Annotated in this window: 19 protein-coding genes and 2 rRNA genes; 12 read left to right on the top strand and 9 right to left on the bottom strand. The window is 68.2% G+C overall.

Annotation, left to right across the window (positions count from 1 at the left end):
* Nucleotides 1–23 precede the first annotated feature (23 nt).
* The 4 genes from STRNI_RS18615 to STRNI_RS18600 form a co-directional block, all read right to left on the bottom strand.
* On the bottom strand, nucleotides 24–1,166 hold the full coding sequence (locus STRNI_RS18615) for an RICIN domain-containing protein (RefSeq protein ID WP_277411627.1): 1,143 nt from the start codon (nucleotides 1,164–1,166) through the stop codon (nucleotides 24–26).
* Between the two features lie 191 nt (nucleotides 1,167–1,357).
* On the bottom strand, nucleotides 1,358–2,254 hold the full coding sequence (locus tag STRNI_RS18610) for a LysR family transcriptional regulator (RefSeq protein ID WP_277411626.1): 897 nt from the start codon (nucleotides 2,252–2,254) through the stop codon (nucleotides 1,358–1,360).
* A 191-nt stretch (nucleotides 2,255–2,445) separates the two neighbouring features.
* A complete protein-coding gene (locus STRNI_RS18605; RefSeq protein WP_277411625.1) occupies nucleotides 2,446–2,736 on the bottom strand; it encodes a DUF397 domain-containing protein in 291 nt (96 codons plus the stop codon).
* A complete protein-coding gene (locus STRNI_RS18600) occupies nucleotides 2,718–3,560 on the bottom strand; it encodes a DUF5753 domain-containing protein (protein ID WP_266450532.1) in 843 nt (280 codons plus the stop codon). Before STRNI_RS18600 ends, STRNI_RS18605 begins: the two co-directional genes overlap by 19 nt.
* A gap of 170 nt (nucleotides 3,561–3,730) precedes the next feature.
* On the opposite strand from STRNI_RS18600, the gene STRNI_RS18595 reads away from it, so the two are divergent.
* Nucleotides 3,731–3,955, top strand: coding sequence for a hypothetical protein (locus tag STRNI_RS18595; RefSeq protein WP_239471965.1), 225 nt, complete (start codon nucleotides 3,731–3,733; stop codon nucleotides 3,953–3,955).
* Nucleotides 3,956–4,106: 151 nt separating this feature from the next.
* Here the strand turns inward: STRNI_RS18595 and STRNI_RS18590 are convergent, their stop codons facing one another.
* On the bottom strand, nucleotides 4,107–6,671 hold the full coding sequence (locus STRNI_RS18590) for a serine/threonine-protein kinase (RefSeq protein WP_277411624.1): 2,565 nt from the start codon (nucleotides 6,669–6,671) through the stop codon (nucleotides 4,107–4,109).
* Nucleotides 6,672–6,858: 187 nt separating this feature from the next.
* On the opposite strand from STRNI_RS18590, the gene STRNI_RS18585 reads away from it, so the two are divergent.
* The 5 genes from STRNI_RS18585 (at nucleotide 6,859) to STRNI_RS18565 (ending at nucleotide 11,846) form a co-directional block, all read left to right on the top strand.
* A complete protein-coding gene (locus STRNI_RS18585; protein WP_266450528.1) occupies nucleotides 6,859–7,179 on the top strand; it encodes a peptidase in 321 nt (106 codons plus the stop codon).
* Between the two features lie 103 nt (nucleotides 7,180–7,282).
* Complete coding sequence (locus STRNI_RS18580) at nucleotides 7,283–7,822, top strand: hypothetical protein (RefSeq protein ID WP_277411623.1); 540 nt, start codon at nucleotides 7,283–7,285, stop codon at nucleotides 7,820–7,822.
* 739 nt (nucleotides 7,823–8,561) lie between these two features.
* On the top strand, nucleotides 8,562–9,401 hold the full coding sequence (locus tag STRNI_RS18575) for a class I SAM-dependent methyltransferase (RefSeq protein WP_277411622.1): 840 nt from the start codon (nucleotides 8,562–8,564) through the stop codon (nucleotides 9,399–9,401).
* A 79-nt stretch (nucleotides 9,402–9,480) separates the two neighbouring features.
* Nucleotides 9,481–10,485: an RNA polymerase sigma factor SigJ gene (gene sigJ / locus STRNI_RS18570; RefSeq protein ID WP_229838053.1), complete on the top strand. Its 1,005-nt coding sequence runs from the start codon at nucleotides 9,481–9,483 to the stop codon at nucleotides 10,483–10,485.
* A gap of 230 nt (nucleotides 10,486–10,715) precedes the next feature.
* Entirely contained in the window at nucleotides 10,716–11,846 is a 1,131-nt protein-coding gene (locus STRNI_RS18565) for an NAD(P)/FAD-dependent oxidoreductase (protein ID WP_277411621.1), read from the top strand.
* 116 nt (nucleotides 11,847–11,962) lie between these two features.
* Here STRNI_RS18565 and STRNI_RS18560 read toward each other — a convergent pair whose 3' ends face one another.
* The 3 genes from STRNI_RS18560 to STRNI_RS18550 form a co-directional block, all read right to left on the bottom strand.
* The gene (locus tag STRNI_RS18560; protein ID WP_277411620.1) at nucleotides 11,963–13,390 is read right to left on the bottom strand and encodes a M1 family metallopeptidase; all 1,428 of its coding nucleotides are present in this window, start codon (nucleotides 13,388–13,390) and stop codon (nucleotides 11,963–11,965) included.
* 59 nt (nucleotides 13,391–13,449) lie between these two features.
* Complete coding sequence (locus STRNI_RS18555; RefSeq protein ID WP_018093022.1) at nucleotides 13,450–15,018, bottom strand: SulP family inorganic anion transporter; 1,569 nt, start codon at nucleotides 15,016–15,018, stop codon at nucleotides 13,450–13,452.
* A gap of 223 nt (nucleotides 15,019–15,241) precedes the next feature.
* The gene (locus STRNI_RS18550) at nucleotides 15,242–15,643 is read right to left on the bottom strand and encodes a hypothetical protein (protein WP_109891754.1); all 402 of its coding nucleotides are present in this window, start codon (nucleotides 15,641–15,643) and stop codon (nucleotides 15,242–15,244) included.
* Nucleotides 15,644–15,940: 297 nt separating this feature from the next.
* Here STRNI_RS18550 and STRNI_RS18545 point away from each other — a divergent pair, with 297 nt between their 5' ends.
* From STRNI_RS18545 to proC, 4 genes are all read left to right on the top strand, one after another.
* On the top strand, nucleotides 15,941–16,777 hold the full coding sequence (locus STRNI_RS18545; protein ID WP_277411619.1) for an ABC transporter ATP-binding protein: 837 nt from the start codon (nucleotides 15,941–15,943) through the stop codon (nucleotides 16,775–16,777).
* A complete protein-coding gene (locus STRNI_RS18540; RefSeq protein WP_277411618.1) occupies nucleotides 16,774–16,908 on the top strand; it encodes a hypothetical protein in 135 nt (44 codons plus the stop codon). Before STRNI_RS18545 ends, STRNI_RS18540 begins: the two co-directional genes overlap by 4 nt.
* A complete protein-coding gene (locus STRNI_RS18535; RefSeq protein WP_277413279.1) occupies nucleotides 16,909–17,598 on the top strand; it encodes an ABC transporter permease in 690 nt (229 codons plus the stop codon).
* A gap of 104 nt (nucleotides 17,599–17,702) precedes the next feature.
* Nucleotides 17,703–18,512 (top strand): pyrroline-5-carboxylate reductase, encoded by an 810-nt coding sequence (gene proC, locus STRNI_RS18530; RefSeq protein ID WP_018093026.1) that lies wholly within the window; start codon nucleotides 17,703–17,705, stop codon nucleotides 18,510–18,512.
* Nucleotides 18,513–18,572: 60 nt separating this feature from the next.
* On the opposite strand, the gene trpS is transcribed toward proC, so the two are convergent.
* On the bottom strand, nucleotides 18,573–19,592 hold the full coding sequence (gene trpS, locus STRNI_RS18525) for a tryptophan--tRNA ligase (RefSeq protein WP_026170243.1): 1,020 nt from the start codon (nucleotides 19,590–19,592) through the stop codon (nucleotides 18,573–18,575).
* A 953-nt stretch (nucleotides 19,593–20,545) separates the two neighbouring features.
* Here trpS and STRNI_RS18520 point away from each other — a divergent pair.
* Nucleotides 20,546–22,074: ribosomal RNA gene (locus tag STRNI_RS18520) — 16S ribosomal RNA — on the top strand.
* A 299-nt stretch (nucleotides 22,075–22,373) separates the two neighbouring features.
* A 23S ribosomal RNA gene (locus tag STRNI_RS18515) occupies nucleotides 22,374–25,494 on the top strand.
* Together the 16S and 23S rRNA genes form the textbook arrangement of a ribosomal RNA operon.
* The last annotated feature ends 56 nt before the right edge of the window (nucleotides 25,495–25,550 follow it).

Genomic DNA, 25,550 nt, shown 5'->3' with positions numbered 1-25,550 from the left:
TGAAGGGAGCTACGAGGTGGCTGTCAGCAGCTCGTCGGCGGGGTCGTACCGGTCTTGATCTCCCACAGCGAGTTGTTCTTGCTTCCGTCGCCACCGAGAACGATGTTGGCGACCATCGGGTTGTTGCTGTCGCCGCTGAACTCCCACTGCGCCCAGTCATTCATGCCGAAGACGAACTTCCCGGTCAGTTTCCGGGTCATCGGCCGCTCTTCCAGCCATGCCCACTGGCCGGCGGGAATAGTGGGTGTCACCTCCTGCGACCAGGTCTTCTGCTCACCTGTGGTGCGGGCATAGTTGCTCTGCCAGGTCCGGCTGAACTTCTGCGAGATCTTGAGCGAGGCCACGTCCGACTTCCCGAGCGACAGCTCCACGCCCGACTCGATGGAATTCTGGATGAACCCTCCGACGGTTTCGGAGTTGATGCTGGTCTCCGACTGGACGAACTTGGTCGTCGCGGGCTCCGTCCCCGAGTTCTTTACGGGATTGCCGCGGCATATCGGGTTCCCGGGGACGGCCTCGCCCTGCTGCGTGGTCTCCCACTTGCAGTAGGACTTGTCCTTGTCGCACTTGGTCATCGCGTACTCGGCCGCGAGTGTCCGCATGGCCTGAGTGTTGTGGCCCGACTCCTCCGGGAGCGACATGTCCTGGATGCTGAAGAAGGAGGCCTGGTCACCCTGGGCGCAGGTGTTGGTGGTCACCTGGTTCGAGTGGTAGACGAAATTCTGTCCGGAGTGCCCGCCCCTGGCATTCAGGCACATGTCATCCTTCACCGAGCGGATCATGAACCCGCCGGACGGTGACGGCTGGAGATACCACTTCTGGTCCTCGTTGTTGGCGCAGTCCACCTCGCGCAGCTGAATCGGGTTGTCCCTCGATACGCACTTCTTGCTGTCACGGACGACCATCTGGAAGCTGCCGTCGCCGGTATTCCGGAACTGGAACCTCTGATTGTCGCTGCCGTTGCCGTTCTTGGGGTAGACATAGGCGCTCCCGAGGGCTGCCATACCGTCACCACCCCAGCCGCGCCCGATGTCCAGCACCCGCCAGTTGGGGGCCTCCAGCTTGCTGTAGGCGACCAGGCACTCCAGCTCCGTCGTGCACTCGCCGTCCGCCGCTCGCGCCTGAACTGCCCCCAGCGGCGACATCATTCCGGCCGTGAATGCCATCGCAGCGAATGCGATCAGCAGGAATCGCACCCGTAGAACCCTCGATCTGAGAGTGTTCACAATCAGCACCGTGTCCTGTTCGTTCCTTGATGATTCGACCGTCGACCCACCTTGCGCCGACGGTCGAATCATCAACGGACTTCGGCTGTGAAAACACCCTGTTTCGGGGTATGGCGGCCATAGGCGATCACTTATGCATCACCCTTGGTGCGGAGCAGCGAAGCGAATTCCTGCTCGGCCGGCGAGAGTGAGGTCTCGCGGGCGGTGGCCAGCACGATGGTGCAGGCGGGCAGCCCCGGGTCGGGCCTGAGCAACGCCAGATGCCCGTCCCGCAACTCCTGGGTCACGCAGCGCTGCGGCATCACCGCGATACCGAGACCGGCGGCCGCCGCCTGCTTGAGCGTCTCGTTCCCCGTGACCCCAGGACACCGCGAGGGCGGCAGCCCCCAGAGGGCCAGGGCGTCATCCTGGGCCCGGCGCGTCGCGGAGCCCTCTTCCCGGAACAGAAAGCGCTGCTGCGCGAGGTCGGCCGGACTCACCGCGTGTCCGGCCAGCGGATGCCCCGGGTGTGCGACAAGGAGCAGCTGCTCTTCCAGGAGCGGCTCCACACGGTAATGCGGTGACGCTCCCGCCCGGTCACCGGGCAGAACGGCCAGACGCACCTCTCCATCCGTCAACTGCCGGGTGATCTCCGTCGTATTGCCGGTCCTCAGCTGCCGCTCGACACCAGGAAAGAGCTCGGCGAACCGGCCGAACATCGGCAGGAGCAGATAGCTGCTGTAGGTGGCCGTGCTGCCCACTACGAGGCGCCCCGAAGGGGCACCCGATAGCTGGTCGATGGCCGCCGCCGTCTCCTGCGCGAGGGACGAGAACCGCTGGGCGTACTGGAGGAGCACGGCGCCCTGAGCCGTCAGCCGCAGGCGCGGACCGGACCGGTCGATGAGGGTGGTACGCAAGGAGACTTCCAGCTTGTGCACATGCTGGGAGACCGAGGGCTGGCTCATATAGAGCTTCCGCGCCGCGGCGGAGAACCCCCCGCACTCCACGACCTGCTCGAAGACCCACAGACGGTGCAAGTTGAGCTTCATGTACGTGTCTCCGCAGGCAGAGGCGGGCGGGAACCGGCCCGATGGCCGGAATGCACGGATAAGGCGCACTTAAGGGCAACGTTCAGGGACTTATGTGAACGTTAATCAATGGCCATGTGATGAGCACGTAACAGAGGACGGCCCCCGTTGCGGGCGAGCGACGGGGGCCGGTCCCTTAGGGGCGCGAGGCGTCAGGCGCCGTGGAGTTCGCTGTTCTTCACGGCGGTGACGAAGGTTGCCCAGGCGGAGGCCTCGAAGGTGAGGGCGGGGCCTTGGGGGTTCTTGCTGTCGCGTACGGGGACGAGGGCGGGGAAGTTGTCGGCCACCTCGATGCAGGCGCCGCCGTCCGGGTTGCTGTAGCTGCTCTTGCGCCAGGTGGCGGCGGTGAGGAGGTCGTCGGAGACCTCGATGCACTGGCCGCCGTCGGAGTTGCTGTAGCTGGACTTGCGCCACGTCACGGTGCTCAGGTCGATGGTTCGCACGGCACTTCCTCCAACATCTGCCCGATGAACTTCCGCGTCTCGGCTGGGGTCAACGCGAGGTCGCGAACAGCATCGTACGCGCGTTGCAGACGCTCAACCCGCCCTGTTTCCTCGACCAGTTCGCCGTGGAGGGCGCTCTCCGTGTAAGCCACGGCGCGTCCGTCCAGCAGTCGCAGAAACATCACGTCCGTACTTGCCAGCGCATGCAGCCTGGCGCCGTGAGGAAGCACCTGGAGCGTCACGTTCGGCTGCTCGGCAGCCGCGGCCAAGTACTGCAGCTGCTCTCGCCATGCCTGTCCATTGCACAGCGGCGTACGGAGCACCGTTTCCGACAGGATGGTGCGAAACCGCGGCGGATCCTCGCTCGTCATCAACTCGCGTCGCCCTACGCGCGCTTCGACCTGCCGTGTCAGCTCCGTACCCTTGAGGCCACCTGCCACGAGGACTTCGTGTGCGTACTCCGCTGTCTGGAGCAGACCGGGCAGGACGCCCACGGCGTAGTGCCAAAGGCTCACCGCTTCGGATTCCAGTGCCATGTAGCGCCGGTATTGCTCGCGGAACTGGCTCGGGTCGCCGAGCGCCAACTCCCACAACGTCAGCAGCAGCCCCGGCGTCCCGTAATGCTGGTCCAAGGCCTGTGCGACCTCCGGGCCGCCGAGGGTCTCGCCCTTCTCCATCTTGCCGAACAGCGACCAGTCCCACCCCAGTACGTCACCGAGATGCCGGAGGCTGTCGCCCTTCTGGGCGCGCAGTAATCGCAGCTCTTCCACGAAGCGTTTGCGGGGCTCCTGGCTGCGACCGGTGACCGCTCGCCTCGGTGGCATGGCGACCTCCTCCGTGGAAGGTGTGGAACTAACGGTGCGTGCGGGCGAAATACCACCTGCAAGGGGTATTCGCGCCCTTTTTCCGGGCCATTCTCGTGAAGGCCGGAACACGCACAGTAGTGGCGCTCCGGGGTCTCACGCAGGGAAACGGCAGACGGGAGCGGGCACTCATGACGAGGGAACGACGGGCGGCGGCCGACGGCATGGCCGAGGCCGAAGCGGTGTGTGAGGAGCTGGCCGCCGTGTTGCGGCGCACCGGGATCGTGCTGCCGTCACTGATGGTCGACCCGGTGACGTACGGCTACGAACCGCCGCGTGTCCTGGTCGAGTTGGGGCGCTGCAACGTGGAGACGACGCGCAAGCTCATCGCGGTGCTCAAGCAGGCGGCCCGGTGAGCGGGCGCGCCCCGTACGTCTCTCCGGCGTGCCATGTCGGCAGGCATCCTGCCTGCGACAAGGGCATCCCCGTGTCCGAGGCCGCTGCCGTCCCCGGAGTCCGGCGCGAGCCCTGTGCCTGCCGCTGCCACCAGGACGGCGGGCCCTCCCGTCACCAGCCCGCCGGATCCTTCGTCGCCGCCGCGAAGACGGTTCCGTCCGGGGCCGCCGCATAGACCCGGCCACCCGGGCCGTCCGTACGCGGGGCCGGGAGCGTCTCCACGAAGCCGTTGTGGCGGCCGGACATCCGCGGCGGGGTCTGTCCCAGCAGTTCACCCGATGTGGCGTCGACCGCGAGGAGCCGGCCGTCCGCCGCTGTGAAGTACAGCCGGCCGTCGCTCACCACCGGCGCCGAGCCCCGGCTGACCGAGGTCTCGGTGTCCCATTTGTGCCGGCCGACGGCCTGCAGGGAGCCGCCCTCGGCCAGCAGATACACCGACTCGCCCTGCACCACGGCGGACGCACCGTCCAGCGGCGCGGTCAGTTTGAGGCGCCGGCTGTGCCTGGTGGCCGGGTCGTAGCGGACGACGGCGGTGGTGCGGTACGAGAGCGTCGGGTCGGTGACGGTCAGATAGAGCGCCCCGGACGCACCGGAACCGGCCACGGCGAGCGTGCCGGGCAGCCGCCGCGACCAGTGGACCTTGCCGCCGGCCGGGTCGATGGCGGTGACCTGGGTGGCTTTCCCGTCGGGGGTGCCCTCGGCCGCGTAGGCGGTGTGCGCGTCGCCGAACGACGAGAAGAGCGGCAGCTGGTGCCCCGGGAACCGCTTCTGCCAGCGCTGCCGGTGGGTGGTGCTGTCCAGCGCGGTGACCGTACCGTCCGCCGCGGCCAGCAGGATGCGGTTGCCGACGACCTTGGCGCCGCCCTCGTACCCGGAGACGTCCTTGCTCCAGCGGGTGGCGCCCTCGCCGTCCGCCGACGGGTCGAGGGCCAGCAGCCGGCTGCCGTCGTTGGAGAAGATGTACAGCAATCCGCCGGAGAGCACCGGTGCCGTGCGGGACACGGCCTTCTTCGCCGCGTTCTTGCCGGTGGCGGTGCGGTCCTTGCTCCGCCATGCCACCCGGCCGGAGTCCGGGTCGAGCCGGGCGGCCAGTACGCCGGGCTGACCGCAGAAGACGGCGCCGGAACCGGTGGTGCAGTGCGGCAGTTCGGCGTCGTAGCCCTTGGGGCGCTCGACGAGGGTGGTGCGCCACGGGTGGAAGTCGGCGCGGCCGTTGCGCGACGGGTGGGTCTGCAGGGCAGGGTCCTGGCCGGTGCCGCCCGGGGAGAGCGCCTGGACGCCCGCGTACGTGCCGGCTCCGGTGACGACGAGGGCGACGGCGGCCCAGAGAGGCCAGCGGCGGGCACGGAGGCGAGAGCCGGAGCGGGAGCGGGGGCGGGTACGGGTACGGGAGCGGGCAGGGTGGTGGGGCGTGGCGGAGTCGGCCGGGGCAGTGGGCCACCCCGGGGGCCCGGGGTGGTCGGCATCGTCGGGGAGTCCGGGGAGTCCGGGGAGTCCGGGGAGTCCGGGGCCGTCGGGGTGGTCGACGGGCGCGGGGGCGCGGACGTGCGTGGTCTCGGCGCGCGACGGGGTGGCCTCGGCCCGTACCGGCTGCGGCTGGGGCTGCTGCGGGCGGCGCTGTATTGGCTGCCGCTGCTCCGGTATCCGCGCCGGCGGCACCACGCGGCCGGGCGCCGAAGTGCCCCCTACTTCGCCGTGGGGGAGCGCCTCACCCGTCACCGCCTCGCCCGCGGCCGCGCCGTAAGGCACCGCGTCACCCGCCACGACACCGCCAGGCACGACACCGCCCGGCAGGGCACCGCCTGCCACGGCACCGCCCGGCAGCAGGCCGCCGATCGGTACGTCCGCGGGTGTGTCCGTCCGCAGCAGCTCCATCAGCGCGTCCGGTGTCGGCCGGTCCGCCGGATCCTTCGCCAGACAGCTCTCTACGAGCGGCACCAACTCCGGCGGCACACCCGCCAGATCGGCCTCGTCGTGCACCACCTGATAGGCGACGAGATACGGGCTCTCCGAGTCGAACGGGCCGCGTCCGGTGGCGGCATGCACCAGCACCGAACCCAGTGCGAAGACATCCGCCGCCGGCCCCACCTCACGCGGCCGCTGGAACTGTTCGGGTGCCATGAAGGGCGGCGTACCGATCAACTTGCCGGTCTCGGTGCGCATTTCACTGTCGGAGGGCCGCGAGATGCCGAAGTCGATGACTTTCGGCCCATCTGTGGCCAGCAGCACATTTCCGGGCTTCAGATCGCGGTGCACCACCCCGGCGCGATGGATGTCCCGTAGCGCCTCGGCGAGCCCCGACGCCAGCCGCCGCACCTCGTCGACCGCCAGCGGGCCATTCCGCTTCACATGATCGGAGAGCGTCGGGCCGGGAATGTGGAGGGTCGCCATCCAGGGGCGTTCGGCATCCGGATCGGCGTCAACGACGGGCGCCGTGAAGGCCCCGCTGACCCGCCGCGCGGCCGCCACCTCCTGCCGGAACCGCCCGCGGAACTCCGGGTCCTGGGCGAATTCGGCATGGATGACCTTGACCGCGAGCAGCAGCCCGGAGGACGAGCGCGCCAGATGGACCACGCCCATGCCGCCGGAGCCGAGCCGCGCCTCCAGGCGGTATTGGCCGGCGTATTCCGGATGCTCCGCTTCCGGGCCGATGCCGGAATCGCGCAGCGATGGCATGGTTCCACCCCCGTGTCATTACCCGTGCCATTCGGTCGCAAGTGCGACGCGCGGAGCCTAGTCGATGGTACGTACGAGTTGAACGAGGCTTGCTAGCGTGCGCGTTGCAGGACCGCACCGAGCGGCGGCACGAGCGGCCCCTCGGGCACCATCACCATCACTGTCATCATCAACGGGGGAACGCGAAATGACCACACAGGACCATCAGGGCGCCGTGGAAGCGGCCGACGGCCAGACGCTCGCCGCCGCGGCGGGCGGTCTCACCTATCCCGTCGCGCCCGGCTACCGCGTCAAGGTCCGCAAGGGACCCGGCACCGACTACCCGGTCGTTCGGCAGCTCGCCGAGGGCGCGACCATCCAGATCCGCTGCCAGCAGTACGGCGAGAAGGTCAGCGGCCCGTACGGCACCTCGGACATCTGGGACAACATCGCGCCCGGCCAGTACATCTCCGACACCTACGTCCGCACCGGCAGCAGCGGCATGGTCGCGCAGCGCTGCACGAGCTGAGGCACGGAGCGCGCCGCGGGGCCGTGGACGACGGCCAGGCGCGGGGGCACCCCGGGACCACAGGTCGCCGGGGTGACCGGGCCCGCCGGGGATAATCGATGCCATGAGCGATGAGCAGCGGCCCTCGGCGAGCCCGGAGCCCGGCGGCACCGCGTCCGGCGGTCCCGAGCCGGAGGCCATCCGGTTCTTCGGCACCACCTGGCTCCACCACGACGGCGGCTACGGTCTGCGACGGGCCGGCGTCGCGGTGGGCTCGCTCGCGCTGGCCGCGGCCGGTGCGGCCGTGCTGCGCTTCGCGTTCCAGGGCCTGGAGATCGCCGCCGTCGGCCCGTTCGTCGGCGTCCTCGTCGTCGCCGGCTTCGCCATCTGCAGTGCCCTGGCCTTCCGGCGCACCTGGGACGGCTTCGTCCGCCGCCGTGACCCGGCCGCCGAGAGTGCGGCCGACAAGTCCGCGCAGAGCCTGATGTTCATCGGCTTCATCGGTTCGCTGCTCGCCTACTTCTGCCGAAGCCTTATCGAGGCACCCGGGGAGAAGCTATGCCGCACCGAGTACGCGGCGGCCCGCGAACGCCATGAGCGCCGCCGCAGCAACCGCACCGGCAACCCCGCCGCGAGAAAGCCCAGGCCGAAGAGGCGGCGCTGAGGCGGGGCTTTGCGGGGGCGTTGTTTGTCTGCGGGTGCGGTTGTGGCTGGTCGCGCAGTTCCCCGCGCCCCTTCGTGGCGCGGCCGATCCGTTGCCTGACTTCTGCGGGTTGGTGGGGGCTGGTGTTTTGCGGGGTGTGTGGTTGCCGCGGGGGTCGGAGGGGACGCACCGGTACCCTCCCCCAGCCTTCGGCCGGGAGGTGCCCCCATCGGCGCGGGCGACGCGGCTACGTGCGATTGAGTACCCCGGCGTTCGCTCCAGTCCTGCGGGCGGGCACCGGTACATCCCCTCCAACCGTTCAGCGTTGCCGGCTGCGGCCCGGTGACACCGTCCGTCACGACCTCCATGCCGGCCGCGCCCAACTGCGGGTGGCCCGGCCAGGTCCCTGCCAAGAGGTGCCGCGCATGGTCGTAACGGTGATCGGTACGGCGGGAGAGCCGCGCACGTACGGCGGTCGGAGGGGATGTCCGGTGAGCCGCCCGCAGGACCCGGAGCGAACAACGGGGTGAAGAACCTCCGGGACCCGCGTCGCCCGCGCCGTGGGGGCACCTCCCGGCCGAAGGCTGGGGGAGGGTTACCGGGCGTCCCCTCCGACCCACCACCCACCAAGCGACAGCGAACCGGCGCCAGCCCACGGCAAACCCGCACCGCCTCAACCAGCCCAGGCCCACGCGGCACCCCCCACCACCAACCCGCAAAACCGCCCACCCTCCCCTCGCCGCCAGGCAGGATGGCTCGTATGCCGCAGCCATCCGAGCAGGAGCAACTCCCCCTGACACCACAGCCGTTGCAGCCGGCGACGCCACCACGCCACGCCACCCTCGCGCGAGCCTTCGACGCGGTGGCCGCCCAGTACGCCGCCGCCCGGCCCGGCTACCCACCGGCGCTCTTCGACGCGATCGAGGAGTTGGCCGGGCAACCGCTGGCGGGGGCGCGGGTGCTGGACGTCGGGGCAGGCACCGGTATCGCGACCAGGCTGCTGGCCGAGCGCGGTGCGCGGGTCACCGCCCTGGAGCCGGGCGCCGCCATGGCCACCGAGCTGCGCACCGCCCACCCCGCCATCCCCCTCGTCCGCGCCCTCGGCGACGCGCTGCCGTTCCGTGACGACGCGGGCTTCGACCTCGTCGGCTACGCACAGGCCTGGCACTGGACCGACCCGGCCCGCTCCGTCCCGGAGGCGCTGAGGGTGCTGCGTCCCGGCGGCGCGCTCGCCCTGTGGTGGAACATCCCCGACCCGGACGTCAATTGGGCCGCCGCACAGGAGGCCAGGATCGCCCGCCGCCTGCCGGACTACCACAGCCACAGCGTTGCGCCGGAGGCCGCTGACCTGATCCGCGGCCTCGGACTCGGCCTGCGCCCCGTCTCCCGGGTCCTGCACTGGACCCGGCGCGTCCCCCTCGACACCCACCTCGCGATGCTGGGCAGCCGCTCGTACTTCTCCGCCATCGGCCCGGCTGCCGCCGCCCCCGTCCTCGCCGCCGAGCGGGCCGCCCTGCACGACGTCTTCCCGGACGGCATCGTCGAGGAGGCCTACGCGCTCAACCTGACTGTCACACTCCGGCCACCCGCCCCGTCCTAAGGGGTGCAGGGCCGGCGCGGCGAAGCCGTACGTGCGGTGACGGCCGCGCCGACGGGAACGGACAGCAGGGGAGCGGACGATGACGGAGCAGGAGCAGAAGGCGGGGACGGAGACGGGGACGGGTGCGGGTGTGCCCGGACGAGTGGCGGACGGCCCGGCCGGGGACCGGCTCGCGCAGTTCGAGGAGCAGCGCGGACGGCTGTGGGCCATCGCCTACCGGATCATGGGCACGGTCACCGACGCCGATGACGCCGTCCAAGAGGCCTGGCTGCGCTGGCAGGCGCTACCGGGCGAGCAGACCGTGGCCAGCCCGCGCGGCTACCTCACCACCGTCGTCAGCCGCATCTGCTACGACCTGCTGGGCTCGGCCCGCGCCCGCCGTGAGACCTACGTCGGGCCCTGGCTGCCGGAGCCGCTGCTCCACGGCACCGGCGGTCCGCTGCCCCTGGGCGGCGCGGTCCCCGAGGGCCCGGGCGGCCCCGAGGACCGGGTCACCCTCGACGAATCGGTCGGGATGGCGCTGCTGACCGTATTGGAACGGCTCACCCCGGCCGAACGCACCGCCTTCATCCTCCATGACGTCTTCTCGGTCCCCTTCCCGGAGATCGCCGAGGCGGTCGGCCGCACCCCGGATTCCGTACGGCAGTTGGCCTCCCGCGCCCGCAAGCGCGTACGGGCCGAGGCGCCGCGCCGCACCGTCGACCGGGCCGAGCACCGCCGCACCGTCGAGGCCTTCCTTTCGGCCGTCATGGGGGGCGATTTCGAGGCGCTGCTGTCCGTCCTCGACCCCGAGGTCATCTGGCGTTCGGACGGCGGCGGCAAGGTGTCCGCCGCACGCCGGCCGGTGCTGGGCCGCGAGAAGGTGGCCCGCTTCGTGCAGGGCCTGGTCACGCGTGGCGCCCAACGGGAGGGGCTGCGGGTGGCGTTGGCGGAGGTCAACGGCGCCACCGGGCTGGTCTTCGTCGACCCGGCGGGCGAGCAGTCCGGGGTGTTCGCCTTCACCGTCCACGCCGGGCAGATCACGGAGGTGGACGCCGTCACCAACCCCGACAAGCTCGCCCACCTGGACCTCGACCGGCTGTAATCCGGCCGGTCGCCAATCAGTCGCCAATCAGTCGCCAACCGGTCGCCAACCGCCCGCATCCCCGGGAGCCCGCCGCGGGTCCGCCGACGGGCCACCGACCACCCCCACCGACCACCCCCACCGACCACCCCCACCGGCCAACCCCGATGTCACACTCCACCACCCCACATCGTCCCCCTCACGGCGCCGCCCACCCACCGCGGCGCCCCGGACCGACCACAGGAGGCAGCATGACGAGCGTGGCGAAGCGAGGGGGCACCCGAGGGCGCACGGCACGGGGGAGGGTCGTGGTCCTCGGCGGCGGCTACGCGGGGACGATGGCCGCACTCCGGCTCGCCCCGTACGCGCAGGTGACCCTGGTCGACCCCGGCGACCGGTTCACCGAGCGCGTCCGCCTGCACGAACTGGCCGCCGGCCGCCCCGAGGTGAGCCACTCCCGGGCCCGGATGCTGCACGGCACCGGCATCGAGCATCTTGCCGCCCGCGCCACCTCCCTCGACCCGGACGCCCGCGCCGTGCACACCGACAGCGGCCGCACCCTCCTCTACGACCGGCTCGTCTACGCCCTGGGCAGCCACACCGACCCGCGCGGCATCGGCGAGAGGGCCTTCACCGCTGAGAGCGCCGCCGCCCTCCACAAGCGGCTGCTGGACGGCCCGGGTGCGCTGACCGTGGTCGGCGGCGGGCTGACCGGCATCGAGATGGCCACCGAGATCGCCGAGTCCCACCCCGCATGGCAGGTCCGGCTGCTCACCGGCGGCGAGATCGGCGGCGGGCTGTCGGTCCGCGGCCGGGCCCATGTCCGTACCGTCCTCGACCGGTTGGGCGTCCGCGTCGAGGAGGGGCGCCAGATCGCCGACGCGGACGGTGTCGATGCCGACGCCGTGCTGTGGGCCGGGTCCCTGAGGGCCACCGGTGGTCTCGCCCACGACGCGGGTCTGGTCACCGACCCGGTCACCGGCAGGCTCCGGGTCGACGCGATGCTCCGCTCGGTCAGCCACCCCGACATCTATGCCGCGGGCGATGCGGCCGCGGCCCGTACGCCCCGCGCCGGCGCCCTGCGGATGGCCTGCGCCACCGCGCTGCCCACGGGCTCGCACGTCGCCGGCGCGATCGCCGCCGAGCTGCGCGGCGCCGCGCCCCGGCCGCTGTCGTACGGCTTCTTCGTGCAGTGCGTGAGCCTGGGCCGGCACGACGCCCTGATCCAGTCGGTACGGGCCGACGACACCCCGCGCGAACGGGTACTGACGGGCCGCCCGGCCGCCCGGGTCAAGGAACAGGTGGTCCGCAACGCCGTCCGCGTCCTGCGTCTCGCGGCCCGCCGCCCGGGCGTCATCCCGCTGATCCCGGGGATCGGCTAGACGGGACGGTAGTACGGACGTCCAGGGGCCGGCCCGCGTAACCGGCCCCCGGCCCGCTCACCCAGGGGCCGGTCCGAGGTCAGCCGCGTTCCGGCCCCGGCCCGCTCACCGCCCCCTCAGTCCTCCCGCTCCGGCTTCCCCTTCTCGTACAGCCACTTCTTGAACAGCGGCTCCAGGTCCTCGTCCGTGTGCTCCTGGCAGAAGTCGATGAAGTCCTGCGCATCGGCGTTGCGGTAGCGGTACTCGGCGGGCCATTCGCGCAGGATCGTGAAGAAGGCCTTGTCGCCGACGGCGTTGCGCAGCTCCTGGAGGAGCATCGCGCCCCGCTCGTAGACGGGGGTGCCGGTCACGTTCTTCGCCTTGCCCGGTTTGCCCGGCGGGAAGGCCCAGCGCTTCGGGTCCTTGGTGTCGTCGTAGAGCGCGTCGAACTGCTCCTGCGGGGTCTTGCCGCCCTCGCGCTCCTCCCACAGCCACTCGGCGTAGGTCGCGAAGCTCTCGTTGAGCCAGGTGTCCGCCCAGGTCTTCGGCGTCACCGAGTCACCGAACCACTGGTGGGCCATCTCGTGCACGACGGTGGCGGTGTCCGGCGCCCCCGCGTAGACCGGCTTGGTCTGGGACTCCAGGGCGAGCCAGTCGATCCGTTTCGGGGTGTCGTCGACGATCGCGCCCGCGGAGGAGAAGGGGTAGGGCCCGAAGAGCTTGCTCTCCCACTTCACGATCTCGGGCAGCTTCTCCAGCGGCCCCTTGCTGGCCTTGGCCTCCGCCGGGTCCACCGCCACATACAGCGGCAGCCCCTCGGGCGTACGGGAGGTGTGGACCTCGAACCTGCCGATGGTGGCCGTCGCGAGATAGCTGGCCATCGGCCGGCCGTTGTGCCACCGGAAGGTGGTGCGTCCCTTGGCGGTCCGCTCCGACCTCAACTCCCCGTTGGCGACGGCGGTGTAGCCCTTCGGCACGGTGAGGGTGAAGTCGTAGGTGGCCTTGTCCCGGGGGTGGTTGTTGCCGGGGAACCAGGTCATGGAACCGGCCGGCTGACCGACGACGAACGCCCCGTCGCGGGTCTTGACCCAGCCCTCGGTCGACTTGTCCGGGTCCTTCAACTCCTGCGGTGTGCCCTCGTAGTCGACGCGGGTACGGAACTCCGCGCCCTTCCTGAGTGACTCGTCCGGCCGCACGATCACCTTGTGTCCCTTACGGGAGAACTCCGCGTCCTCGCCGTCGACCTGGACGTCCGTCACCCGCAGCCCCTGCAGGTCGAGCTGGAAGGACCGCAGATCCGCCGTGGCCTCGGCGGTGATCTCGGCGGTCGCGTCCAGATGCCGCTTCTTGATGTCGTAGTCGAGGTCGAGCCCGTAATGGCGCACCTGGTAGCCGCCGTTGCCGAGCGCCGGGAACAGCGGATCGCCCACTCCGCCGCTGCCCGCCACCCCCCGTGCACCACTGCTGGTGCACGAGGAGAGCAGCAGGGCGACGGAGAGGGCGGCGGTCGCACCGCAACTGCGAATAGGCCGGCGGTTCACAGCACTCCCGGGGTCCGCGGACATCAGCGTCCCGACCTTACGGTCATTTCCGTCCCCACACCGGCCCTTTTCACACAGGTGTCCTACGGGGCGACGGACGGGGCTTCCTGCCGGGCGGTCCCGCCGGGGCCGCGGCGCTGCTCCTCCCAGGCCCCGAGCGCGGCCGCGCAGGCATGGTCGAGATGCCGCAGCCCGGTCAGGTCCAGCTGGACCTCACGGTCCTTGGGCAACGCCTCCAACTGGTCGAGCAGCTTGGGCAGCCGGAGGAAGGTGGCATTGCCGAGGGCCCGTACGCGGATGGGGCGACGGGGCCCCAGAACGGCCGGTTCACCGTGGCCCGCGGGCTCGTCCAGCCCCACGATCTCCAGGTGGACGTGCGAGGTCTCCCACGCCGACTTGGCGACCGCCATCAGCAGCCCGAGCAGTACCCCCTCGAACATGTTGGTGGCCACGATCGCCACCGCCGTCGCGGCGAGCACCACGGCCTCACCCCGGTGCTCCCGCCACAGCGGACGCCACTGCTTCACCGGGAGCAACTTGACGCCCGCATGTACCAGTACGCCCGCCAGCGCCGCGAGCGGCACCACGCCCAGCGCCGCCGGGAACGCCGCCGCGAAGACCAGCAGCCACACCCCGTGCAGCACCCGCGAGGCCTTCGTCCGTGCCCCGGCGTGCACATTCGCGGCGCTGCGGACGATCACCGCGGTCATCGGCAGCGCGCCGAGCAGCCCGCAGACCGTGTTGCCGGCGCCCTGCGCCATCAGCTCCTTGTCGTAATCGGTCTTCGGCCCGTCGTGCAGCCGGTCCACCGCGGCCGCGCTGAACAGCGACTCCGCCGACGCGATCAGGGTGAACGCCAGCACCGTGCCCAGCGCACCGGCCACCGCCCCCGCCTCCGTCAGCCGCGCGAAGTCCGCGCCGCCCGGCGGCTGAATCACTTCCAGCAGGCCCGCCACTTCGACCCGGGCCACCGGCATGTCGAGCACGAACACCGCGACCGTCGCCAGGGCCACCGCCACCAGCGGCGCCGGCAGCACCCGCGCCGCCCGCTGCCACTTCGGCCACAGCACCAGCAGCGCGATGGTTCCCGCGCCGACGGCCAGTGCCGCCAGCGCCGTGTCGGATCCGATGGTGTCCATCGCGAGGTCCGGCAGCCCGCCCAGATTCGCCGGCCCGTTGCCCGGCGGACGGGCGTCCACCAGGGCGTACAACTGCCCGGCGATCAGCACCAGCCCGATGCCCGCGAGCATCCCCTGGACGACCGCCACGGAGATGGCCCGGAACCAGCGCCCCAGCCGGAGCGCCCCCATGACCAGCTGCAGCGCCCCGGCGATCAGCACCAGCGCACCCAGCGTGCCGAGCCCGTACTCCTGCACGGCCTCGTAGACGAGCACGGTCAGCCCGGCGGCCGGACCGCTGACCTGCAGACTGCTGCCGGGAAGTAACCCGGTGAGCAACCCGCCGACGATTCCGGTGACCAGCCCGAGTTCGGCCGGCACCCCGGAGGCGACGGCCACCCCGACACACAACGGGACGGCGACGAGAAAGACGACCAGCGAGGAGGTGAAATCGGCGCGCCAGACCGACAGCGTTTCCCGTGACGGTATGGAGGGCCGGGACAGATGTTGTCGGGCAATACGGAACCTACGCATGGGGATGCCTCCAGCGAGTGCGAGATGCGGTGGCGCACGAGTACGCACGGATACGCACGAGCGGACGCGGGGCGGTACGGGCAGCCGGCCGGCGATCGTCTGCACTGGTGTCTGCGATCGCCGGCTGCCACGCACTGCCGCGCGGTGCGCGCCATGGGGAAATGACGGCTGGATCCGTCGGATGCGCGGGCCGGGGGAGGCCCTTGGGGGCAGCTCTGAGCGCTCAGCAGCGGAAGACGAGGTGCTGGACCGGCAGTTCACCGGATCTCGACACGGGTACGGCACGCCGGCCGGTCAGCGGGGCGGTCAGGCGCAGCCCGCCCTCGGTCCGTACCGGTGCGGTGGTCGAGACGGTGGTGAACGGTGGCGTCGGCGCGGACACCGAGGCCGTGGACCGCCCGTCGCGGCGCGGTGGGCAGCGGTCGCTGCCGGATTCCTCATTCTCGGCGGGGTCCGACGCCCAGGGCGCGGTGCCCGGGGAACCGGTACGGCCGGCGCCGGTCGAGGCCGGGGCGGCCGTCGCGCGCTCTCCGTACACACCATCCGCGCCCATGGGCAAGGCCAGCAGGACAGCCATGACGATCAACAGGAGCCGGCCGAGGCCGCGAACCCGGATCTTCGCCATCGTCGCCCCTTCCGGCGCGGCTGGACAGGTCATCCCATTGTGTCCAAGCGGGCGCGCAGGACCGCAAGTCGGTTTGTAACCACCCTGTAAACGCGGAGTTATCGACCAAGAACGGCCGGATCTTTTCACTACGGCGCCCGCCGGTGCGCGTAGATCCCCACCATGCGCCCCTTCTGCACCACGCCTGGCCGGATCACCACCCCAATGGCCCAACGGCCCGCCCGCGCCCCTCCTTCCGGCCACCCGCTTCGTCATCGGCCTTGACGTCCCCGCGCCGCCGGGAGGATTATTCATCGCATGATGAATTGTGGCCGTGACCCCGCCGTCCACGCCCGCGGTCTCACCGTCGTCCGGGGCGGCCGGACCGTCCTCGACGCCCTCGCCTTCGACGTGCCCCGCGGCCGGGTCACCGGTCTGCTCGGCCCCTCGGGCTGCGGCAAATCCACCCTCATGCGCGCCATCGCCGGCACCCAGGCCAAGGTCACCGGCACCCTCGACGTCCTCGGCCACCCCGCGGGCGACCTCCGGCTGCGCGCCCGCATCGGCTATGTCACCCAGGACCCGTCCGTATACGACGACCTCACCGTCCGCCAGAACCTCGACTACTTCGCCGCCGTCCTGCACCCCGGCCGGTCCGCCCGCGGCCGCCGCCGCGAGAGCGTCACCCGCGCCATCGAGGACGTCGACCTCACCCGCCTCGCCGGCGCCCTCGCCGGCAACCTCTCCGGCGGCCAGAGCAGCCGTGCCTCCCTCGCGGTCGCCCTGCTCGGCGCCCCCGAACTCCTCGTCCTCGACGAGCCCACCGTCGGCCTGGACCCCGTCCTCCGCCGCGACCTGTGGCACCTCTTCCACACCCTCGCCGCCGACCGCGGCACCACCCTTCTCGTCTCCTCGCACGTCATGGACGAGGCCGAGCGCTGCCACCGGCTGCTCCTGCTGCGCGAGGGCCGCCTGCTCGCCGGGGGCACCTCGACGACGGAGTCCGGGGGAGACACCCCCGACGCTCTCCGTGACCGCACCGGCTCCGACACCGTCGAGGCCGCCTTCCTCCATCTGGTCGACGAGGCCGAGGCGGCGGCCACCCGGCCACCGGAACCGGCGCACCCCACCACTCCCCAGGAGCCGGCGCGATGACCACCACACCGCACACCGACGGCGCCCCGCACAACGAAGGCGCCCGGCAGACGGAGGGCGCACCGCACCCCACCCCCGCGCCCTTCTCCCCGTCCCGCGCCCTGGCCACCGCCGCCCGGGTCCTGCGCTAGCTGCGCCACGACCTCCGCACCATCGCGCTGATGCTCGTCGTCCCGTGCGTGATGATCGCCCTGCTCCGCTACGTCTTCGACGCCCGCCCGGAGACGTTCGACAGCATCGGCGCCTCCCTCCTCGGCATCTTCCCGATGATCACGATGTTCCTGGTGACCTCCATCGCCACCCTCCGCGAACGCACCTCGGGCACCCTGGAACGCCTGCTCGCCATGCCCCTCGGCAAGGCCGAACTGATCAGCGGCTATGCCCTCGCCTTCGGCCTGCTCGCCATCGTGCAGTCCGCCCTCGCCACCGGCCTGTCCCTCTGGCTCCTCGGCCTCGACGTCACCGGCTCCCCCTGGCTGCTCCTCCTGGTGGCCGTCCTCGACGCCCTCCTCGGCACCGCCCTCGGCCTGTTCGTCTCGGCCTTCGCCGCCTCCGAATTCCAGGCCGTCCAGTTCATGCCCGCCGTTCTGATGCCCCAACTGCTGCTCTGCGGCCTGTTCACCCCGCGCGACACCATGCAGCCGGCCCTGGAAGCGCTCTCCGCCGCCCTCCCGATGTCCTACGCCGTCGACGGAATGAACGAGGTCCTCGCACACCCCGACATCACCGGCGACTTCGTCCGCGACACGGTCATCGTCACCGCCTGCGCCCTCCTCGTCCTCGCCCTCGGCGCCGCCACCCTCCGCCGCCGTACGAAGTGACGCCGTACGCCGCCCACGGCGGGGCGGCCGAACCCGAAGCGGAACCCCCACGGTGCGAGGATGGCCGGGAAAAGCCCAGCGCAGCGGAAAGGTGAACCCGCACGATGACCCAGAAGGTCGCAGTACTCGGCACCGGAAAAATCGGCGAAGCCCTGCTCAGCGGAATGATCCGAGGCGGCTGGGCACCCTCCGACCTCCTGGTCACCGCCCGCCGCCCGGAACGCGCCGCACAGCTCCATGAGCGCTACGGCGTCGAAGCGGTCAGCAACGCCGAGGCCGCCAAGTCCGCCGACACCCTCATCCTCACCGTCAAGCCCCAGGACATGGGCACCCTCCTGCGGGAGCTGGCCCCGCACGTCCCCGCCGACCGCCTGGTCATCAGCGGCGCCGCCGGCATCCCCACCTCGTACTTCGAGGAGCGCCTGGCCGCCGGCACCCCCGTCGTCCGGGTCATGACGAACACCCCCGCCCTCGTCGACGAGGCGATGTCCGTCATCTCCGCCGGCAGCCACGCCAACGGCACACACCTCACCCGCGCCGAGGAGATCTTCTCCGGCGTCGGCAAGACCCTCCGCGTCCCGGAGTCCCAGCAGGACGCCTGCACCGCGCTCTCCGGCTCCGGCCCGGCCTACTTCTACTTCCTCGTCGAGGCCATGACGGACGCCGGCATCCTCCTCGGCCTGCCCCGCGACAAGGCCCACGACCTCATCGTCCAGGCCGCCATCGGCGCCGCCGTGATGCTCCGCGACAGCGGTGAACACCCCGTCAAGCTCCGCGAGAACGTCACCTCCCCGGCCGGCACCACCATCAACGCCATCCGCGAACTCGAGAACCACGGCGTACGCGCCGCCCTCATCGCCGCCCTGGAGGCCGCCCGCGACCGCAGCCGCGAACTGGCCTCCGGCAACGGCTGACCGAGGACCGGCCCCGGGGGCGCGCCGACCGCCACGCCCCCGGACCGGACCACCGGCACCTCACCCCGCGGGCAGCAGCCCCACCGCCTCGAACGCCGCATCCACCCGCGGCCTGGCCAGGGAACGCGCCCGCTCCGCACCCCGCCGCAGCACCGCATCCACAGACGACGGATCGGCGGCCAGCTCCGCATGCCGCTCCCGCACCGGCCGCAACATCTCCACCACGGCCTCCGCCACATCCTTCTTCAGCGCGCCGTACGAGTCGTACTCCTCGGCCAGCCGCCGCGGATCACCCCCCGTACACGCCGCCAGCACATTCAGCAGATTCGCCACCCCCGGCCGCTGCTCCGGCTCATAGGCGACATCCCGCCCCGCATCCGTCACCGCCCGCAGCACTTTCTTCCGCACCACTTCCGGCTCATCCAGCAAATAGACGACCCCCGCCGTACGGGCATGCGACTTCCCCATCTTCGACGTCGGCTCCTGCAGATCCCTCACCCGCGCCGCCACCACCGGATGCGTCGCCTTCGGCACCACGAACGTCGCCCCGTACCGCTGGTTGAACCGCACCGCCAGATCCCGCGTCAGCTCCACATGCTGCGCCTGGTCCTCCCCGACCGGCACCTCATGCGTCCCGTACGCCAGGATGTCCGCCGCCATCAGCGCCGGATACGTCAGCAGCGACAGCCGCACACTCCCCCCGCGCGCCTGCTCACGCGCGGCCTTCTCCTTGTACTGGATCATGCGCCGCATCTCCCCGTCGGAGGCCGTGCACTCCATCAGATACGACAGCCGCAGATGCTCCTCCACGTGACTCTGCACAAACACCGTGCAGAGCTCCGGATCCAGCCCCGCGGCCAGCAACAGCGTCGCCGCCTGCCGACTGACCCGCCGCAACCGCGCCGGATCGTGCTCCACGGTCAGCGCATGCAGATCCACCACACAGAACAGCGCCTCCGCCCGGTGCTGGTCCACCTCGGCCCACCGCCGCACCGCCCCGAGGTAGTTCCCCAGCGTCAGATGCCCTGTCGGCTGCACCCCGCTGAAAATCCGCGTCCCCGCGCCCGCCGTCATCGCCATCTCGTCCGTCCTTCTCTCCTGCACTCCTCCATGGAGTGCGCGTCGAGACCGCCGACCTCACCGGCCGGCTACGAGAGGGAGATACGCAAACGGCCGCCGAAGCGGCGGCCGTGGTCCTGCATGCGCTGTTGGGCGGCCGCCGTCAGGCGGGCCACCACTGCTGTACGAGCGCATGCGTAGTCATGTCCCCCAAAGTACCCCGATGACCCATGCCAGGCACGGGTTTGAACAACCCCACCCCCTCGTGTAGTGTCCTCCGAGTTGCCGCGGGGCCGACAGGCGCCGGGCAGCCATCCCGCCGCTTCGCGGCACACCACTACTGCACGGCCCCTCACCGGGAACAATTTCGGCATGCCGAAATTCGGACCGTGACGTGATTATGCGTCAACGAGGAATCCCGCTAAAGTAGCGATCACGCCGAAAGGCGCGGCAGCTTGAATAGCCGCACCCCGGCAGAACCCCCTTCGACGGGGATTCGGAAACGAATTCGGACCGGCAACGGACCGAAACGGATCTGATAGAGTCGGAAAGGCCGAAAAGCGAAAGCGAAGCGGCCGACCCCGCTCCAACAGGGGGCCAGAGACGGAAACGGATCTGGTACGGTTGGAAAAGCGAAGAAGCCGAAAGGCGGAAACGCACCGGCGAAAATCGGGCCCGCAAGGATCTGATAGAGTCGGAAACGCAAGACCGAAGGGAAGCGCCCGGAGAGCCTGGTGAAACAGGCACAAAGGAAGCGTCCGTTCCTTGAGAACTCAACAGCGTGCCAAAAGTCAACGCCAGATATGTTGATACCCCGTCCACCGGAAACACTCCGGAGGATGAGGTTCCTTTGAAAAGCCCACCACGGCCCAAGCGGTCGGGGTGGCACACACAGCGAGGACGCTGTGAACGAGAGGGCTCATTCCGCCCACTCGTTCCGCTCTCGTGTGTGTTGACCCGATTACGGGTAAACATTCACGGAGAGTTTGATCCTGGCTCAGGACGAACGCTGGCGGCGTGCTTAACACATGCAAGTCGAACGATGAACCTCCTTCGGGAGGGGATTAGTGGCGAACGGGTGAGTAACACGTGGGCAATCTGCCCTTCACTCTGGGACAAGCCCTGGAAACGGGGTCTAATACCGGATACGACTACCGACCGCATGGTCTGGTGGTGGAAAGCTCCGGCGGTGAAGGATGAGCCCGCGGCCTATCAGCTTGTTGGTGGGGTGATGGCCTACCAAGGCGACGACGGGTAGCCGGCCTGAGAGGGCGACCGGCCACACTGGGACTGAGACACGGCCCAGACTCCTACGGGAGGCAGCAGTGGGGAATATTGCACAATGGGCGAAAGCCTGATGCAGCGACGCCGCGTGAGGGATGACGGCCTTCGGGTTGTAAACCTCTTTCAGCAGGGAAGAAGCGAGAGTGACGGTACCTGCAGAAGAAGCGCCGGCTAACTACGTGCCAGCAGCCGCGGTAATACGTAGGGCGCAAGCGTTGTCCGGAATTATTGGGCGTAAAGAGCTCGTAGGCGGCTTGTCACGTCGGATGTGAAAGCCCGGGGCTTAACCCCGGGTCTGCATTCGATACGGGCAGGCTAGAGTTCGGTAGGGGAGATCGGAATTCCTGGTGTAGCGGTGAAATGCGCAGATATCAGGAGGAACACCGGTGGCGAAGGCGGATCTCTGGGCCGATACTGACGCTGAGGAGCGAAAGCGTGGGGAGCGAACAGGATTAGATACCCTGGTAGTCCACGCCGTAAACGTTGGGAACTAGGTGTGGGCGACATTCCACGTCGTCCGTGCCGCAGCTAACGCATTAAGTTCCCCGCCTGGGGAGTACGGCCGCAAGGCTAAAACTCAAAGGAATTGACGGGGGCCCGCACAAGCAGCGGAGCATGTGGCTTAATTCGACGCAACGCGAAGAACCTTACCAAGGCTTGACATACACCGGAAAACCCTGGAGACAGGGTCCCCCTTGTGGTCGGTGTACAGGTGGTGCATGGCTGTCGTCAGCTCGTGTCGTGAGATGTTGGGTTAAGTCCCGCAACGAGCGCAACCCTTGTTCTGTGTTGCCAGCATGCCCTTCGGGGTGATGGGGACTCACAGGAGACTGCCGGGGTCAACTCGGAGGAAGGTGGGGACGACGTCAAGTCATCATGCCCCTTATGTCTTGGGCTGCACACGTGCTACAATGGCCGGTACAATGAGCTGCGATACCGCGAGGTGGAGCGAATCTCAAAAAGCCGGTCTCAGTTCGGATTGGGGTCTGCAACTCGACCCCATGAAGTCGGAGTTGCTAGTAATCGCAGATCAGCATTGCTGCGGTGAATACGTTCCCGGGCCTTGTACACACCGCCCGTCACGTCACGAAAGTCGGTAACACCCGAAGCCGGTGGCCCAACCCCTTGTGGGAGGGAATCGTCGAAGGTGGGACTGGCGATTGGGACGAAGTCGTAACAAGGTAGCCGTACCGGAAGGTGCGGCTGGATCACCTCCTTTCTAAGGAGCATCTATATCTCGCAAGAGATCCAGAGCCACTACGTCGGCAAATGTTCGACGGTGGTTAGCTCATGGGTGGAACGTTGACTATTCGGCGCACTTGATTGGTTGTCACTAGTACTGCTTCGGCGTGGAACGTGGGGATTGATGGAGTGGGCCGGGCGCGCTGTTGGGTATCTGAGGGTACGGACTTGAGTCTGGACCTTCGCGATGCCGGCCCCGGTGAAGCATCCTGGTAAGGGTGTGTGACGGGTGGCTGGTCGTTGCTTGAGAACTGCACAGTGGACGCGAGCATCTGTGGCCAAGTTTTTAAGGGCGCACGGTGGATGCCTTGGCACCAGGAACCGATGAAGGACGTGGGAGGCCACGATAGGCCCCGGGGAGCTGTCAACCGAGCTTTGATCCGGGGGTGTCCGAATGGGGAAACCCGGCAGTCGTCATGGGCTGTCACCCGCTGCTGAACACATAGGCAGTGTGGAGGGAACGCGGGGAAGTGAAACATCTCAGTACCCGCAGGAAGAGAAAACAACCGTGATTCCGGGAGTAGTGGCGAGCGAAACCGGATGAGGCCAAACCAGTCACGTGTGATACCCGGCAGGGGTTGCGTGGTTGGGGTTGTGGGAGTTCTCTTTTGCAGTCTGCCGGCTGTGAGGCAAGTCAGAAACCGTTGGTGTAGGCGAAGGACATGCGAAAGGTCCGGCGTAGAGGGTAAGACCCCCGTAGCTGAAACATCAACGGCTTGCTTGAGAACCACCCAAGTAGCACGGGGCCCGAGAAATCCCGTGTGAATCTGGCGGGACCACCCGTTAAGCCTAAATATTCCCTGGTGACCGATAGCGGATAGTACCGTGAGGGAATGGTGAAAAGTACCGCGGGAGCGGAGTGAAATAGTACCTGAAACCGTGTGCCTACAAGCCGTGGGAGCGTCGCGCAGAGACTTGTCTCTGCGTCGTGACTGCGTGCCTTTTGAAGAATGAGCCTGCGAGTTTGCGGTATGTTGCGAGGTTAACCCGTGTGGGGAAGCCGTAGCGAAAGCGAGTCCGAATAGGGCGTTGAGTAGCGTGCCCAAGACCCGAAGCGGAGTGATCTAGCCATGGGCAGGTTGAAGCGGAGGTAAGACTTCGTGGAGGACCGAACCCACCAGGGTTGAAAACCTGGGGGATGACCTGTGGTTAGGGGTGAAAGGCCAATCAAACTCCGTGATAGCTGGTTCTCCCCGAAATGCATTTAGGTGCAGCGTCGTGTGTTTCTTGCCGGAGGTAGAGCACTGGATAGGCGATGGGCCCTACCGGGTTACTGACCTTAGCCAAACTCCGAATGCCGGTAAGTGAGAGCGCGGCAGTGAGACTGTGGGGGATAAGCTCCATGGTCGAGAGGGAAACAGCCCAGAGCATCGACTAAGGCCCCTAAGCGTGTGCTAAGTGGGAAAGGATGTGGAGTCGCAGAGACAACCAGGAGGTTGGCTTAGAAGCAGCCATCCTTGAAAGAGTGCGTAATAGCTCACTGGTCAAGTGATTCCGCGCCGACAATGTAGCGGGGCTCAAGCACACCGCCGAAGTCGTGTCATTGCAGCAATACTCCTAACGGAGGCTGTGATGGGTAGGGGAGCGTCGTGTGCCGGGTGAAGCAGCCGTGGAAACGAGTTGTGGACGGTTCACGAGTGAGAATGCAGGCATGAGTAGCGATACACACGTGGGAAACGTGTGCGCCGATTGACTAAGGGTTCCTGGGTCAAGCTGATCTGCCCAGGGTAAGTCGGGACCTAAGGCGAGGCCGACAGGCGTAGTCGATGGACAACCGGTTGATATTCCGGTACCCGCTTTGAAACGCCCAATATCGAATCCATTAATGCTAAGGCCGTGAAGCCGGCCTGGAGTCTTCGGACAAAGGGACGTGGTGGAGCCGCCGATCCAAGGTGGTAGTAGGTAAGCGATGGGGTGACGCAGGAAGGTAGTCCAGCCCGGGCGGTGGTTGTCCCGGGGTAAGGGTGTAGGCCGTGTGGTAGGTAAATCCGTCACACATTAGGGCTGAGACCTGATGCCGAGCCGATTGTGGTGAAGTGGATGATCCTATGCTGTCGAGAAAAGCCTCTAGCGAGTTTCATGGCGGCCCGTACCCTAAACCGACTCAGGTGGTCAGGTAGAGAATACCGAGGCGTTCGGGTGAACTATGGTTAAGGAACTCGGCAAAATGCCCCCGTAACTTCGGGAGAAGGGGGGCCATTGCTGGTGATCACTCTTGCAGTGTGAGCTGGTGGTGGCCGCAGAGACCAGCGAGAAGCGACTGTTTACTAAAAACACAGGTCCGTGCGAAGCCGTAAGGCGATGTATACGGACTGACGCCTGCCCGGTGCTGGAACGTTAAGGGGACCGGTTAGTCAACTTTCGGGTTGGCGAAGCTGAGAACTTAAGCGCCAGTAAACGGCGGTGGTAACTATAACCATCCTAAGGTAGCGAAATTCCTTGTCGGGTAAGTTCCGACCTGCACGAATGGCGTAACGACTTCTCGACTGTCTCAACCATAGGCCCGGTGAAATTGCATTACGAGTAAAGATGCTCGTTTCGCGCAGCAGGACGGAAAGACCCCGGGACCTTTACTATAGCTTGATATTGGTGTTCGGTTCGGCTTGTGTAGGATAGGTGGGAGACTTTGAAGCGGCCACGCCAGTGGTTGTGGAGTCATTGTTGAAATACCACTCTGGTCGTGCTGGATGTCTAACCTGGGTCCGTGATCCGGATCAGGGACAGTGTCTGGTGGGTAGTTTAACTGGGGCGGTTGCCTCCTAAAGAGTAACGGAGGCGCCCAAAGGTTCCCTCAGCCTGGTTGGCAATCAGGTGTTGAGTGTAAGTGCACAAGGGAGCTTGACTGTGAGACTGACGGGTCGAGCAGGTACGAAAGTAGGGACTAGTGATCCGGCGGTGGCTTGTGGAAGCGCCGTCGCTCAACGGATAAAAGGTACCCCGGGGATAACAGGCTGATCTTCCCCAAGAGTCCATATCGACGGGATGGTTTGGCACCTCGATGTCGGCTCGTCGCATCCTGGGGCTGGAGTCGGTCCCAAGGGTTGGGCTGTTCGCCCATTAAAGCGGTACGCGAGCTGGGTTTAGAACGTCGTGAGACAGTTCGGTCCCTATCCGCTGTGCGCGTAGGAGTCTTGAGAAGGGCTGTCCCTAGTACGAGAGGACCGGGACGGACGAACCTCTGGTGTGCCAGTTGTCCTGCCAAGGGCATGGCTGGTTGGCTACGTTCGGAAAGGATAACCGCTGAAAGCATCTAAGCGGGAAGCCTGCTTCGAGATGAGGACTCCCACCCCCTTTGAGGGGTTAAGGCTCCCAGTAGACGACTGGGTTGATAGGCCAGATATGGAAGCCCGGTAACGGGTGGAGTTGACTGGTACTAATAGGCCGAGGGCTTGTCCTCAGTTGCTCGCGTCCACTGTGTAGGTTCTGAAGTAACGACCTGTGTCTTTGCCGGGT

It is taken from the genome of Streptomyces nigrescens (assembly GCF_027626975.1).
In the GTDB taxonomy this organism is placed as follows: Bacteria; Actinomycetota; Actinomycetes; order Streptomycetales; family Streptomycetaceae; genus Streptomyces; species Streptomyces nigrescens.
This window is presented reverse-complemented; position numbering and strand designations above follow the sequence as displayed.

What these genes read in the sequence shown, in the direction of transcription:
- STRNI_RS18615 (WP_277411627.1), bottom strand. Translation starts at nt 1,166, where the DNA reads ATGGCATTCACGGCCGGAATGATGTCGCCGCTGGGGGCAGTTCAGGCG.
- STRNI_RS18610 (WP_277411626.1), bottom strand. Translation starts at nt 2,254, where the DNA reads ATGAAGCTCAACTTGCACCGTCTGTGGGTCTTCGAGCAGGTCGTGGAG.
- STRNI_RS18600 (WP_266450532.1), bottom strand. Translation starts at nt 3,560, where the DNA reads ATGCCACCGAGGCGAGCGGTCACCGGTCGCAGCCAGGAGCCCCGCAAA.
- STRNI_RS18595 (WP_239471965.1), top strand. Translation starts at nt 3,731, where the DNA reads ATGACGAGGGAACGACGGGCGGCGGCCGACGGCATGGCCGAGGCCGAA.
- STRNI_RS18590 (WP_277411624.1), bottom strand. Translation starts at nt 6,671, where the DNA reads ATGCCATCGCTGCGCGATTCCGGCATCGGCCCGGAAGCGGAGCATCCG.
- STRNI_RS18585 (WP_266450528.1), top strand. Translation starts at nt 6,859, where the DNA reads ATGACCACACAGGACCATCAGGGCGCCGTGGAAGCGGCCGACGGCCAG.
- STRNI_RS18580 (WP_277411623.1), top strand. Translation starts at nt 7,283, where the DNA reads ATGAGCGATGAGCAGCGGCCCTCGGCGAGCCCGGAGCCCGGCGGCACC.
- STRNI_RS18575 (WP_277411622.1), top strand. Translation starts at nt 8,562, where the DNA reads ATGCCGCAGCCATCCGAGCAGGAGCAACTCCCCCTGACACCACAGCCG.
- sigJ (WP_229838053.1), top strand. Translation starts at nt 9,481, where the DNA reads ATGACGGAGCAGGAGCAGAAGGCGGGGACGGAGACGGGGACGGGTGCG.
- STRNI_RS18565 (WP_277411621.1), top strand. Translation starts at nt 10,716, where the DNA reads ATGACGAGCGTGGCGAAGCGAGGGGGCACCCGAGGGCGCACGGCACGG.
- STRNI_RS18560 (WP_277411620.1), bottom strand. Translation starts at nt 13,390, where the DNA reads ATGTCCGCGGACCCCGGGAGTGCTGTGAACCGCCGGCCTATTCGCAGT.
- STRNI_RS18555 (WP_018093022.1), bottom strand. Translation starts at nt 15,018, where the DNA reads ATGCGTAGGTTCCGTATTGCCCGACAACATCTGTCCCGGCCCTCCATA.
- STRNI_RS18550 (WP_109891754.1), bottom strand. Translation starts at nt 15,643, where the DNA reads ATGGCGAAGATCCGGGTTCGCGGCCTCGGCCGGCTCCTGTTGATCGTC.
- STRNI_RS18545 (WP_277411619.1), top strand. Translation starts at nt 15,941, where the DNA reads ATGATGAATTGTGGCCGTGACCCCGCCGTCCACGCCCGCGGTCTCACC.
- STRNI_RS18540 (WP_277411618.1), top strand. Translation starts at nt 16,774, where the DNA reads ATGACCACCACACCGCACACCGACGGCGCCCCGCACAACGAAGGCGCC.
- proC (WP_018093026.1), top strand. Translation starts at nt 17,703, where the DNA reads ATGACCCAGAAGGTCGCAGTACTCGGCACCGGAAAAATCGGCGAAGCC.
- trpS (WP_026170243.1), bottom strand. Translation starts at nt 19,592, where the DNA reads ATGGCGATGACGGCGGGCGCGGGGACGCGGATTTTCAGCGGGGTGCAG.